This window comes from Kosakonia oryziphila (assembly GCF_900094795.1).
GTDB classification, from domain to species: domain Bacteria; phylum Pseudomonadota; class Gammaproteobacteria; order Enterobacterales; family Enterobacteriaceae; genus Kosakonia; species Kosakonia oryziphila.
Genome location: NZ_FMBC01000003.1, coordinates 70,411 through 83,666 on the forward strand (window position 1 = coordinate 70,411; position 13,256 = coordinate 83,666).

At 52.6% G+C, this 13,256-nt stretch carries 12 protein-coding genes and 1 pseudogene; 12 read left to right on the forward strand and 1 reads right to left on the reverse strand.

What is annotated here, in order from left to right:
• The first annotated feature begins 1 nt into the window (after position 1).
• The 5 genes from sdhB to sucD all read left to right on the forward strand — a co-directional run bounded on the left by sdhB (position 2) and on the right by sucD (position 7,291).
• Positions 2-718 carry a succinate dehydrogenase iron-sulfur subunit SdhB gene (gene sdhB / locus GA0061070_RS02405; protein WP_007373904.1) on the forward strand — a complete coding sequence of 239 codons (717 nt, stop codon included), beginning with the start codon at positions 2-4 and terminating at the stop codon, positions 716-718.
• Between the two features lie 378 nt (positions 719-1,096).
• Positions 1,097-3,919 carry a 2-oxoglutarate dehydrogenase E1 component gene (gene sucA, locus GA0061070_RS02410; protein ID WP_090133341.1) on the forward strand — a complete coding sequence of 941 codons (2,823 nt, stop codon included), beginning with the start codon at positions 1,097-1,099 and terminating at the stop codon, positions 3,917-3,919.
• A complete protein-coding gene (gene odhB, locus GA0061070_RS02415) occupies positions 3,919-5,142 on the forward strand; it encodes a 2-oxoglutarate dehydrogenase complex dihydrolipoyllysine-residue succinyltransferase (protein ID WP_090133343.1) in 1,224 nt (407 codons plus the stop codon). The genes sucA and odhB overlap by 1 nt, the downstream gene beginning before the upstream one ends.
• Before the next feature lie 113 nt (positions 5,143-5,255).
• On the forward strand, positions 5,256-6,422 hold the full coding sequence (gene sucC, locus GA0061070_RS02420) for an ADP-forming succinate--CoA ligase subunit beta (protein WP_090133344.1): 1,167 nt from the start codon (positions 5,256-5,258) through the stop codon (positions 6,420-6,422).
• Entirely contained in the window at positions 6,422-7,291 is an 870-nt protein-coding gene (gene sucD / locus GA0061070_RS02425) for a succinate--CoA ligase subunit alpha (protein ID WP_090133347.1), read from the forward strand. The genes sucC and sucD overlap by 1 nt, the downstream gene beginning before the upstream one ends.
• A 71-nt stretch (positions 7,292-7,362) precedes the next feature.
• On the opposite strand, the pseudogene GA0061070_RS02430 reads toward sucD, so the two are convergent.
• Positions 7,363-7,798 (reverse strand): annotated as a pseudogene (locus GA0061070_RS02430) (winged helix-turn-helix transcriptional regulator).
• Here GA0061070_RS02430 and GA0061070_RS02435 point away from each other — a divergent pair.
• From GA0061070_RS02435 to tolQ, 7 genes are all read left to right on the forward strand, one after another.
• Positions 7,758-8,150: a hypothetical protein gene (locus GA0061070_RS02435; protein WP_482183491.1), complete on the forward strand. Its 393-nt coding sequence runs from the start codon at positions 7,758-7,760 to the stop codon at positions 8,148-8,150. The pseudogene GA0061070_RS02430 and the gene GA0061070_RS02435 overlap by 41 nt on opposite strands.
• Before the next feature lie 716 nt (positions 8,151-8,866).
• Entirely contained in the window at positions 8,867-10,435 is a 1,569-nt protein-coding gene (cydA, locus tag GA0061070_RS02440) for a cytochrome ubiquinol oxidase subunit I (protein ID WP_090133349.1), read from the forward strand.
• 15 nt (positions 10,436-10,450) lie between these two features.
• Complete coding sequence (cydB, locus tag GA0061070_RS02445; protein WP_090133350.1) at positions 10,451-11,590, forward strand: cytochrome d ubiquinol oxidase subunit II; 1,140 nt, start codon at positions 10,451-10,453, stop codon at positions 11,588-11,590.
• A 14-nt stretch (positions 11,591-11,604) separates the two neighbouring features.
• Positions 11,605-11,718: a cytochrome bd-I oxidase subunit CydX gene (gene cydX, locus GA0061070_RS02450; RefSeq protein WP_007373915.1), complete on the forward strand. Its 114-nt coding sequence runs from the start codon at positions 11,605-11,607 to the stop codon at positions 11,716-11,718.
• On the forward strand, positions 11,718-12,011 hold the full coding sequence (gene ybgE / locus GA0061070_RS02455; protein WP_090133352.1) for a cyd operon protein YbgE: 294 nt from the start codon (positions 11,718-11,720) through the stop codon (positions 12,009-12,011). The genes cydX and ybgE overlap by 1 nt, the downstream gene beginning before the upstream one ends.
• Before the next feature lie 148 nt (positions 12,012-12,159).
• On the forward strand, positions 12,160-12,564 hold the full coding sequence (ybgC, locus tag GA0061070_RS02460) for a tol-pal system-associated acyl-CoA thioesterase (RefSeq protein ID WP_090133354.1): 405 nt from the start codon (positions 12,160-12,162) through the stop codon (positions 12,562-12,564).
• The gene (gene tolQ / locus GA0061070_RS02465) at positions 12,561-13,253 is read left to right on the forward strand and encodes a Tol-Pal system protein TolQ (protein WP_090133356.1); all 693 of its coding nucleotides are present in this window, start codon (positions 12,561-12,563) and stop codon (positions 13,251-13,253) included. Before ybgC ends, tolQ begins: the two co-directional genes overlap by 4 nt.
• Positions 13,254-13,256: the final 3 nt, after the last annotated feature.

Here is a 13,256-nt window from a genome sequence, read left to right on the forward strand (position 1 = left end):
GATGAAACTCGAATTCTCGATTTATCGCTATAACCCGGATGTGGACGACGCGCCGCGTATGCAGGATTACACGCTGGAAGCGGAAGAAGGGCGTGACATGATGTTGCTGGATGCGTTAATCCAGCTGAAAGAAAAGGACTCTACACTGTCGTTCCGCCGCTCCTGCCGTGAAGGTGTATGTGGTTCCGATGGCCTGAATATGAACGGTAAGAATGGTCTTGCCTGTATCACCCCGATTTCCGCACTTGGCAACGGCAAACAAAAAATCGTTATCCGTCCGCTGCCAGGACTGCCGGTTATCCGCGATTTGGTGGTGGACATGGGACAATTCTATGCCCAATATGAGAAGATTAAACCTTACTTATTGAATAATGGGCAAAATCCACCGGCCAGAGAACATTTACAGGCACCGGAGCAGCGTGAAAAGCTCGACGGTCTGTACGAATGTATTCTTTGCGCCTGCTGTTCTACATCCTGTCCGTCATTCTGGTGGAACCCGGATAAGTTTATCGGCCCGGCTGGCTTGCTGGCGGCATATCGCTTCTTGATCGACAGCCGCGATACTGAAACCGACAGCCGTCTGGAAGGGTTGAGCGATGCTTTCAGCGTATTCCGCTGCCACAGCATCATGAACTGCGTCAGTGTATGTCCGAAAGGGCTGAACCCGACGCGCGCCATCGGCCATATTAAGTCGATGTTGTTGCAAAGAAGTGCGTAATTAGCCCGCGCCGGATGGCGCTGCGCGGTCGAAGTGCCGGATGGCGCTTGCGCTCATCCGGCCTACAGTAGTAGTGATGTTTGTCGATACAAAAGCAGGAAACCTCTAAAAACTGTTGTCTTATTAAGAATAATCAAGACGTTCAGAGCGAGACAAGGCGCGGCTGAACGAATCCCCGGGAGCATAGTCATCTATGTGACCGCGGTGAGTGAGGCCGCAACGCCGTCGCAGCCTGAACGAAGCAGATTATTCAACGGTTTTTAAAGGTTCCTTCGCGGGCCGCCAAGAGCCCGCAAGTGAACCCTGGGACGTGCGCTACTCGGTGTACGTCGTAGTTATCCACGGCGAAGTAAGCATAACAATGCTTAAGGGATCACGATGCAGAACGGCGCAATGAAAGCCTGGCTGGACTCTTCTTACCTCTCTGGGTCGAACCAGAGCTGGATAGAACAGCTCTATGAAGACTTCTTAACCGATCCTGACTCGGTAGATGCTAACTGGCGATCTATGTTCCAGCAGTTACCGGGCACCGGAGTCAAACCGGATCAGTTCCACTCCAAAACGCGTGATTATTTCCGTCAACTGGCGAAAGATGCCTCACGTTACTCTTCCTCTATTTCCGACCCTGACACTAACGTTAAGCAGGTCAAAGTCCTGCAGTTGATCAACGCCTACCGCTTCCGTGGTCACCAGCATGCGAATCTCGATCCGTTGGGACTGTGGCAGCAAGAACGTGTTGCCGATCTGGATCCGACATACCACGATCTGAGCGAAGCGGATTATCAGAACAGCTATAACGTAGGTTCCTTTGCGATCGGGAAAGATACCCTGCCGCTGGGTGAATTGATCAAAGCGTTGAAAGAAACCTATTGCGGTTCGATCGGCGCGGAATACATGCACATTACCAGCACTGAAGAGAAGCGCTGGATCCAGCAGCGGATTGAGTCAGCAGCCGGAAAATCGAGCTTTAGCAGCGAAGAGAAAAAACGCTTCTTAAGCGAACTGACAGCGGCTGAAGGCCTGGAGCGTTATCTCGGGGCGAAGTTCCCGGGCGCGAAACGCTTTTCGCTGGAAGGCGGCGATGCACTGATACCGCTGCTGAAAGAGATGATTCGCCATGCAGGTAAAAGCGGTACCCGTGAAGTGGTGCTGGGCATGGCGCACCGTGGTCGTCTGAACGTGCTGGTCAACGTACTGGGCAAACAGCCGCAAGATCTGTTCGACGAGTTTGCTGGTAAACATAAAGAGCACCTTGGTACCGGCGACGTGAAGTACCATATGGGCTTCTCGTCTGATGTTGAGACCGAAGGCGGTCTGGTGCACCTGGCGCTGGCGTTTAACCCGTCGCACCTTGAAATTGTCAGCCCGGTGGTTATTGGTTCCGTACGTGCGCGTCTTGATCGTCTCTCTGAGCCGAGCAGCAATAAAGTGCTGCCAATCACCATTCATGGTGACGCGGCGGTGGCGGGTCAGGGCGTGGTACAGGAAACCCTGAACATGTCCAAAGCGCGCGGTTATGAAGTGGGCGGCACGGTACGCGTGGTGATCAACAACCAGGTCGGTTTTACCACCTCAAACCCGCTGGATGCCCGTTCTACGCCGTACTGTACCGATATCGGTAAGATGGTGCAGGCGCCGATTTTCCACGTCAACGCGGACGATCCGGAAGCGGTTGCTTTCGTTACCCGTCTTGCGCTGGACTTCCGTAACACCTTCAAACGTGATGTGTTTATCGATCTGGTGTGCTACCGTCGTCACGGCCATAACGAAGCCGACGAGCCGAGTGCAACCCAGCCGTTGATGTATCAGAAAATCAAAAAACACCCGACGCCGCGTAAAATCTATGCCGATCGTCTGGAGCAGGATAAAACCATCACGCTGGAAGATGCCACGGAGATGGTTAACCTGTATCGCGACGCGCTGGATGCAGGCGAGTGTGTGGTCGCTGAATGGCGTCCAATGAATATGCACTCCTTTACCTGGTCGCCCTACCTCAACCACGAGTGGGATGAGAGCTACCCGAACAAAGTAGAGATGAAACGCCTGCAAGAGCTGGCGAAGCGCATCAGTACGGTGCCGGAAGCCATTGAGATGCAATCCCGTGTGGCGAAAATCTATGCCGATCGCCAGTTAATGGCGAATGGCGAGAAGTTGTTCGACTGGGGCGGTGCGGAAACGCTGGCTTACGCCACGTTGGTTGATGAGGGCATTCCGGTGCGCCTCTCCGGTGAAGACTCCGGACGCGGTACTTTCTTCCATCGCCATGCCGTGATCCATAACCAGGCCAATGGCTCAACTTATACACCGCTGAGCCATGTGCATAATGGCCAGGGCCCGTTCCGTGTGTGGGACTCCGTGTTATCAGAAGAAGCTGTTCTGGCTTTTGAATATGGCTATGCCACCGCTGAGCCGCGTACGCTGACCATCTGGGAAGCGCAGTTCGGCGACTTCGCTAATGGCGCGCAGGTGGTTATTGACCAGTTCATCAGTTCCGGCGAACAGAAGTGGGGCCGTATGTGCGGGCTGGTCATGCTGTTGCCGCATGGTTATGAAGGCCAGGGGCCGGAGCACTCCTCCGCTCGTCTGGAGCGTTATCTGCAACTGTGCGCTGAGCAAAACATGCAGGTTTGCGTCCCGTCCACCCCGGCGCAGGTTTACCATATGCTGCGTCGTCAGGCGCTGCGCGGTATGCGTCGTCCACTGGTGGTGATGTCACCGAAGTCTCTGCTGCGTCATCCGCAGGCTGTTTCCACGCTGGATGAACTGGCAAATGGCACCTTTATGCCGGCGATTGGCGAAGTAGATGATTTGGATCCGCAAGCTGTGAAACGCGTTATCCTTTGTTCTGGTAAGGTTTATTACGATCTGCTTGAACAGCGTCGTAAAAATGACCAGAAGGATGTCGCCATCGTCCGTATTGAGCAGTTGTACCCGTTCCCGCATCAGTCGGTGCAGGACGCGTTGAAACCTTATGCGCACGTACATGATTTTGTCTGGTGCCAGGAAGAGCCGCTTAACCAGGGCGCATGGTACTGCAGCCAGCATCATTTCCGTGATGTGATACCTTTTGGGGCCGCTCTGCGCTATGCAGGACGCCCGGCCTCCGCCTCCCCGGCGGTGGGATATCTGTCCGTTCACCAGAAGCAACAGCAAGATCTGGTGAATGACGCGCTGAACGTCGATTCAATAAAGGATAAATAATGAGTAGCGTAGATATTCTTGTTCCCGATCTGCCTGAGTCTGTTGCTGATGCGACCGTCGCGACCTGGCACAAAAAACCAGGCGATAGCGTCCGACGCGATGAAGTATTGGTAGAAATCGAAACGGATAAAGTGGTACTGGAAGTACCGGCTTCAGCGGACGGTGTTCTGGACGCGGTGCTGGAAGACGAAGGTACGACGGTCACTTCTCGTCAGATCCTTGGCCGCCTGAAAGAGGGCAATAGCTCGGGTAAAGAGAGCAGCGCCAAATCTGAAGCGAAAGAATCCACGCCAGCTCAGCGCCAGCAGGCGTCGCTGGAAGAGCAAAATAACGACGCGCTCAGCCCGGCGATCCGTCGTCTGCTGGCTGAACACAGCCTTGACGCCAGTGCGATTAAAGGTACCGGCGTTGGCGGCCGCATCACCCGTGAAGATGTAGATAAGCACCTGGCGAAAGCTCCGGCCAAAGACGAAAGCAAACCTGCCGCTCAGCCGGTAAGCAGCCCGGCGCCGCAACTGGCTGGTCGTTCAGAAAAACGCGTGCCGATGACCCGCCTGCGCAAACGCGTGGCTGAGCGTCTGCTGGAAGCGAAAAATTCAACTGCCATGCTGACGACTTTCAACGAAGTCAACATGAAGCCAATTATGGATCTGCGTAAGCAGTACGGTGATGCGTTTGAAAAACGCCACGGTATTCGTCTGGGCTTTATGTCGTTCTACGTGAAAGCGGTCGTTGAAGCGCTGAAACGCTATCCGGAAGTGAACGCCTCTATTGATGGCGAAGATGTGGTTTACCATAACTATTTCGATGTCAGCATGGCGGTTTCCACACCGCGTGGTCTGGTTACGCCGGTACTGCGTGATGTGGATACGCTGGGCATGGCCGACATCGAGAAGAAAATTAAAGAACTGGCGGTAAAAGGCCGTGACGGCAAGCTGACCGTTGAGGATCTGACCGGCGGTAACTTTACCATCACTAACGGTGGTGTATTCGGTTCGCTGATGTCCACGCCGATCATCAACCCGCCGCAGAGTGCGATCCTTGGCATGCACGCCATTAAAGATCGCCCAATGGCGGTCGATGGCAAAGTTGAAATCCTGCCGATGATGTACCTGGCGCTCTCCTATGACCACCGCCTGATCGACGGACGCGAGTCTGTGGGTTTCCTGGTTTCCATTAAAGAAATGCTGGAAGATCCGACGCGTCTGCTGCTGGATGTGTAGTGTCCTTTGCCCGGCAGCGCAGGCTGCCGGGTCTATAACAAACACCTGCTTTGCAGGCCGGAAAGCCGCGTAGCTTCCGGCATGACAAATTAAATGAAGGATGGATAGAACACATGAACTTACACGAGTATCAGGCGAAACAGCTTTTTGCCCGGTCAGGTCTGCCGACTCCGGTTGGTTACGCCTGTGCTACCCCACGTGAAGCAGAAGAAGCCGCATCTAAAATCGGCACTGGCCCGTGGGTGGTGAAATGCCAGGTTCACGCGGGCGGCCGTGGTAAAGCGGGCGGCGTAAAAGTCGTTAACAGCAAAGAAGATATTCGCGCTTTTGCGGAACACTGGCTGGGTAAACGCTTGGTAACCTACCAAACAGACGCCAATGGTCAGCCGGTTAACCAGATCCTGGTGGAAGCGGCAACGGATATTGGCAAAGAGCTTTATTTGGGCGCGGTTGTTGACCGTAGCTCACGCCGTGTGGTGTTCATGGCGTCGACGGAAGGCGGCGTGGAAATCGAAAAAGTGGCAGAAGAGACGCCGCACCTGATCCACAAAACCACCCTTGATCCGCTGACTGGCCCGATGCCATACCAGGGACGCGAACTGGCGTTCAAACTCGGTCTGGAAGGCAAACAGGTTCAGCAGTTCACCAAAATTTTCATGGGGCTGGCGACCATTTTCCTTGAGCGCGATCTGGCGCTGATCGAAATCAACCCGCTGGTCATCACCAAACAGGGCGACTTGATCTGCCTCGACGGCAAACTGGGCGCTGATGGCAACGCACTGTTCCGTCAGCCGGAACTGCGCGAAATGCGCGACCAGTCGCAGGAAGACCCGCGTGAAGCACAAGCTGCGCAGTGGGAACTGAACTATGTTGCGCTGGATGGTAACATCGGCTGCATGGTGAACGGTGCTGGTCTGGCGATGGGCACCATGGACATCGTTAAGCTGCATGGCGGCGAACCGGCTAACTTCCTCGACGTAGGCGGCGGTGCGACCAAAGAACGTGTTACTGAAGCGTTTAAAATTATCCTCTCCGATGAGAACGTGAAAGCGGTGCTGGTGAATATTTTCGGCGGGATCGTGCGTTGCGATCTGATCGCCGACGGTATCATCGGTGCGGTAGAAGAGGTGGGTGTTAACGTTCCGGTCGTTGTCCGTCTGGAAGGTAACAACGCTGAGCTGGGTGCCAAACGTCTGGCGGACAGTGGTCTGAACATTATCGCAGCGAAAAGTCTGACGGATGCAGCACAGCAAGTTGTTGCCGCAGTGGAGGGGAAATAATGTCTGTTTTGATTGATAAGAATACCAAAGTTATCTGCCAGGGTTTCACCGGTAGCCAGGGTACTTTCCACTCCGAGCAGGCGATTGCCTACGGTACGCAGATGGTTGGCGGTGTAACGCCTGGTAAAGGCGGCACCACGCATCTGGGGCTGCCTGTATTTAATACCGTACGCGAAGCGGTAGAAGCCACTGGCGCAACAGCCAGCGTGATTTACGTTCCGGCGCCGTTCTGCAAAGACTCAATTCTGGAAGCAGTCGACGCAGGTATCAAACTGATCATCACCATTACTGAAGGTATCCCGACACTGGATATGCTGACGGTTAAAGTGAAGCTGGACGAAGCTGGCGTGCGCATGATCGGCCCGAACTGCCCTGGTGTAATCACCCCGGGCGAGTGCAAAATCGGCATCATGCCGGGCCATATTCACAAGCCGGGTAAAATCGGTATTGTGTCACGTTCCGGTACGTTGACTTACGAAGCGGTTAAACAGACCACCGATTACGGCTTTGGTCAGTCTACCTGCGTCGGTATCGGCGGTGACCCGATCCCGGGCTCTAACTTTATCGACATCCTGAAGCTGTTCCAGGAAGATCCGCAGACCGAAGCGATCGTCATGATCGGTGAGATCGGCGGCAGTGCAGAAGAAGAAGCTGCTGCTTATATCAAAGAACATGTGACCAAACCGGTCGTCGGCTACATTGCAGGTGTAACTGCACCGAAAGGCAAACGCATGGGCCATGCGGGCGCCATCATCGCGGGCGGTAAAGGTACGGCAGACGAGAAATTCGCTGCGCTGGAAGCTGCCGGGGTGAAAACTGTGCGTAGCCTCGCTGATATCGGCGAAGCCCTGAAATCTATCATTAAATAAAACCATTGCTCCTCCCTGAGGGGAGCAAAAACTTGTCTCGACATGATTGGCCGCTCCTGTAGCGGCCTTTTTTATGGTTGTAATTTACGCACTTCAGTATTTTCAGCGGTAAGACGGTGTCCGTCAGCCGCTTGCAGCAGCATTGTGGGGATGGCTTCGCCACTCTGGCTATCGATCAATATGGAATGGGGTTCTCCAGGAGCAAAAAGATGCTGTTCGCCCCACTGGCGCAGTGCCACCACCACCGGGAATAACGACTCTCCTCTCTCTGTTAGCGCATATTCCTGATACGCCGTGCCATCTGATGCGGGTTGAGTGGCAAAAACGCCAGCGTCTACCAGCTTGCGTAACCTGTCGGTAAGAATGTTGCGTGCCACGCCAGGACCACGCTGAAAATCCCCAAAACGCCGCGCGCCGGATGATAAGCAAGGCCCAGCGATCGCCAATTAAATCGACAGAACGGGCAATGGACAGGGTTGCGGGTGCTGCGCAAAGCGCTGTTTTTATCGGCCTATTGCTGGCACGTGTTTTTGCTGGGGTTATCAGCGACCTGGCAGGATGGCGGGCGGTGTATGGTGTTTCTGCATTGGTAATGATGATGCTGTTGCTGCTCCTCAGACAACGGTTGCCTGTCATGCGCACCTCCGCAGTTTCTGAAAGCTGGTTTCGTTTGATGTCTTCAATGCTGGCGTTGTTATGCACCGATCGGGTGTTGCAAATCTGTGGTGTGCTGGCGCTGTTGACGTTTGCGGGAGCACTGGTGGCGTTATATATGCTGTTTTACGCGACAGGCAGCGGGCTGGGCGCCATGGTGCCGGGGTCGGCTGGCAGGAGGTTTGTCTGCCCGGCGCCAGCGTAAGTCTACTGGCGCTTATCGTCTGGGCCACAACACGACGCTGGATGCCACTGAATAATAGCCACTGAAATAAAATGGTTTTTGTGCGTGCGAGAATAAAAAGAATAATCACGGAGCGGTGTTAAGCATGATAACCGTAATGGTGAAATATTTGTAAAATAAAAAAGATGTGCAATAAGTCTAATTTCTCAAACACTTTATCTGTCATGGATGATCCATTTTTTTCTGGGGATGATAAACGTTAAATATACTCGCCATTATTTATCTTTACCCACCGATTGATAACCATTGATTACGTTAAAATGAACATGCTGTTAACAATGATTTTACTGCAATTGTACATCGGCTACAAAGTTAACAATACGGAATAAAAAATGATTTAAATCAATATCTAAATGCTTGGAAAAGATTATGAAAATCGTTAAATTGTTGCAGATCAAATTGGCTAAGAATCGGTAAGATGGGCATAAATTGATCGCTGTCGAAAAATGTAAAATTAACTCAATAAAAACCTATTTATCGTAAGGGTGTTCCGAGTTAATATGCTCGAGATCAATTCGAAATTTTATTAACCTGGTTGTAACTTTTTTTCATTCATTACCACACGTTATGTGACAGTGAATAAAAACAGTGCAACAAATTTCTATTGGGGCATGCGTGTGAACCCGCACTAACGGGGTTTACTCTCGGAGTCTTCATGCGATGAGCAAGGAGTCAGAATGTTAGATATAGTCGAACTGTCGCGCTTACAGTTTGCCTTGACTGCGATGTACCACTTTCTGTTTGTGCCACTGACGCTCGGTATGGCGTTCCTGCTGGCAATTATGGAAACGGTTTATGTCCTCTCCGGCAAACAGATTTATAAAGATATGACCAAGTTCTGGGGTAAGTTGTTTGGTATCAACTTTGCTCTGGGCGTGGCAACAGGCCTGACGATGGAGTTTCAGTTCGGGACTAACTGGTCATACTATTCCCACTACGTTGGGGATATCTTCGGTGCTCCGCTGGCAATCGAAGGGTTGATGGCCTTCTTCCTCGAATCCACATTTGTTGGTCTGTTCTTCTTCGGTTGGGATCGTCTCGGCAAAGTGCAGCATATGGCAGTCACCTGGTTAGTCGCGCTGGGTTCTAACTTGTCGGCATTGTGGATCCTTGTAGCTAACGGCTGGATGCAAAACCCCGTCGCGGCTGATTTCAACTTCGAAACCATGCGCATGGAGATGGTGAGCTTTGCCGGACTGGTGCTGAACCCGGTTGCTCAGGTTAAATTCGTTCACACCGTGGCTTCCGGTTATACCTGCGGCGCTATCTTTATTCTCGGTATCAGCTCTTATTACCTGCTGCGTGGGCGTGACATCGCTTTTGCTAAACGCTCCTTTGCTATCGCTGCCAGCTTTGGTATGGCCGCTGTTCTGTCTGTTATTGTGCTGGGTGATGAATCCGGTTACGAAATGGGTGACGTGCAGAAAACCAAACTGGCTGCCATTGAAGCCGAATGGGAAACGCAGCCGGCTCCGGCGGCATTTACCCTGTTTGGCGTGCCGGACCAGGATAAGCAAGAGAACAAATTTGCTATCCAGATCCCTTATGCGCTGGGTATTATCGCGACCCGTTCGTTGAATACCCCGGTTATCGGCCTCAAAGAGCTGATGGTGCAACATGAAGAGCGTATCCGTAACGGTATGAAAGCGTACCAGTTGCTGGAGCAACTCCGTGCAGGTTCTGCCGATCAGTCCATTCGCGATCAGTTCAACAACGTCAAGAAAGACCTTGGTTATGGCCTGTTACTTAAACGCTATACGCCGAATGTGACCGATGCGACTGACGCGCAAATCCAGCAGGCGACGAAAGACTCCATTCCGCGTGTTGCGCCGCTGTACTTCGCGTTCCGTATCATGGTGGCGTGTGGTGTTTTGATGCTGCTGATTATCGCTGCGTCCTTCTGGACGGTGATTCGTAACCGTATTGGCGAGAAGAAATGGCTGTTGCGTGCAGCTTTGTATGGTATTCCACTGCCGTGGATCGCCGTAGAAACCGGCTGGTTTGTTGCCGAGTACGGACGTCAACCGTGGTCGATTGGTGAAGTGTTGCCGACCGCATTGGCTAACTCGTCGTTAACCGTTGGCGATGTGCTGTTCTCCATGATTCTGATTTGCGGCCTTTATACGCTGTTTATGGTGGCGGAAGTGTTCCTGATGTTCAAATTTGCTCGCCTTGGGCCGAGCAGCCTGAAAACAGGTCGCTATCACTATGAGCAGTCCAGTGTGGCTTCTCAGCCGGCACGCTAAGACAGGAGTCGTCAAATGATCGATTATGAAGTATTACGTTTTATCTGGTGGCTGCTGGTTGGCATTCTGCTGATTGGTTTTGCTGTAACAGATGGCTTCGACATGGGTGTAGGCATGCTGACCCGCGTGCTGGGTCGTAGCGACACTGAGCGCCGCGTGATGATTAACGCCATTGCGCCGCACTGGGACGGCAACCAGGTTTGGCTGATCACCGCCGGTGGTGCGTTGTTCGCTGCCTGGCCGATGGTTTACGCTGCTGCATTCTCTGGCTTCTATGTTGCGATGATCCTCGTGCTGTCTTCTCTCTTCTTTCGTCCGATTGGTTTCGACTACCGTTCGAAAATTGAAGACAATCGCTGGCGCGGAATGTGGGACTGGGGCATTTTCATCGGTAGCTTTGTACCGCCGCTGGTGATTGGCGTGGCGTTTGGCAACCTGCTGCAGGGCGTGCCATTCCACCTCGACAACGATATGCGTCTGTTCTACACCGGTAACTTCTTCCAGTTGCTGAACCCGTTCGGTCTGCTGGCGGGTGTGGTTAGCGTGGCGATGATCCTGACGCAGGGCGCGACATATCTGCAAATGCGCACCGTGGGTGATTTGCATCTGCGTGTTCGCGCTACTGTGCAGATCGCCGCACTGGTGACAGTGGTCTGTTTTGCACTCGCCGGTGTGTGGGTAGTTTATGGTATTGATGGCTATGTGGTGACCTCGGTGATGGATCATCACGCCCCGTCTAACCCACTGCTTAAAGACGTTGCTGTACAGGCTGGCGCCTGGCTGACTAACTTTAACAACATGCCTGTATTGTGGGTGATCCCGGCTCTGGGTGTAGTACTGCCGCTGCTGACCATACTGACCGCGCGTCTGGATAAAGCAGCATGGGCATTTGTGTTCTCTTCGCTGACCCTGGCCTGCATCATTCTGACCGCCGGTGTCGCGATGTTTCCGTTCATCATGCCGTCAAGCACCATGCTGAAGGCCAGCCTGACCATGTGGGATGCGACATCGACTCAACTGACGTTGAATCTGATGACCTATGTTGCTCTGGTATTTGTGCCAATTGTTCTGCTCTACACCATCTGGTGTTACTGGAAAATGTTCGGCCGTATCACCAAAGAACATATTGAAAGCAATACCCACTCACTGTACTAAGTAAGGAGCTGAATATGTGGTATTTCGCATGGATTTTAGGAACGCTTCTTGCCTGTGCTTTTGGAGTGATTACCGCCCTGGCGCTGGAACATGTTGAAGCGTCGAAAGCCGGACAAGAAGAACAGTAATGGAAAAAATTATCGCAAAATTGTATGCGGTAATGGATAAGGGCCCGTTAAGGGCCCTTTCCTTAATAATGGCGCTCCTGCTGGCTGGCTGCATTTTCTGGGATCCATCCCGTTTTGCTGCGAAAACCAGCGAGCTGGAGGTCTGGCACGGATTGCTGCTGATGTGGGCGGTTTGTTCCGGGGTTATCCACGGCGTCGGTTTCCGTCCGCACGCTATTCACTGGCAGGGGTTTTTCTGCCCGCTTATCGCGGATGTTGTTCTGCTGGTGGGGCTTATTTTTTTCTTCTTTTGAATAAGAAATATCCGTTATCCTCATGGGCTTGCAAAAGCCCATAAATTTTTACCATCCGTTTACCTGAAGCCATTCCAAAGCACCTTCCCCGCGCGTATAGTAGCGAAGTTTAAAAGCTCTAACTTTTTTTGCATTACCGGGATGTAAAGTGAATACAACGCTGTTTCGATGGCCGGTTCGTGTCTATTACGAAGATACTGACGCCGGTGGTGTGGTTTACCACGCCAGCTACGTGGCTTTTTATGAACGAGCTCGTACTGAGATGCTGCGCCATCATCACTTTAGCCAACAAGTTCTGCTGGCTGAGCGCGTCGCGTTCGTGGTACGCAAAATGGTGCTGGAGTATTTTGCACCCGCCAGACTCGACGACATGCTCGAAGTCCAAACGGAAATTACATCAATGCGTGGTACCGCCATGGTTTTCACGCAGCGGATTGTCAACGCAGAGAACAAAGTGCTGAATGAAGCTGAGGTACTGATTGTCTGTGTTGATCCACTCTTAATGAAGCCTCGTGCGCTTCCCAAGTCTATTGTCGCGGAGTTTAAGCAGTGACTGACATGAACATCCTTGATTTGTTCCTGAAGGCAAGCCTTCTGGTCAAACTTATCATGTTGATTTTGATTGGTTTTTCAATCGCATCCTGGGCAATCATCATCCAGAGAACGCGCATCCTCAACACAGCAGGGCGCGAAGCGGAGGCATTCGAAGACAAGTTCTGGTCCGGGATTGAACTGTCGCGTTTGTATCAGGAAAGCCAGGGGCGCCGCGATAATCTGAGCGGTTCGGAACAAATTTTCTATAGCGGGTTCAAAGAGTTTGCCCGTCTGCATCGCGCAAACAGTCACGCGCCAGAAGCGATTGTCGAAGGAGCATCAAGGGCGATGCGTATTTCGATGAACCGCGAGCTGGAAAATCTGGAAAACCACATTCCTTTCCTTGGCACCGTGGCTTCTATCAGCCCATATATCGGTCTGTTCGGTACGGTGTGGGGGATCATGCACGCCTTTATCGCGCTGGGCGCGGTGAAGCAGGCCACACTGCAAATGGTTGCGCCGGGGATCGCGGAAGCGCTGATCGCTACCGCAATTGGTCTGTTTGCCGCAATCCCGGCGGTGATGGCGTATAACCGCCTGAACCAGCGCGTGAACAAACTGGAACAGAATTACGACAACTTTATGGAAGAGTTCACGGCTATTCTGCATCGCCAGGCATTCGCCAGCAGCGACAGCAACAAGGAGTAATCC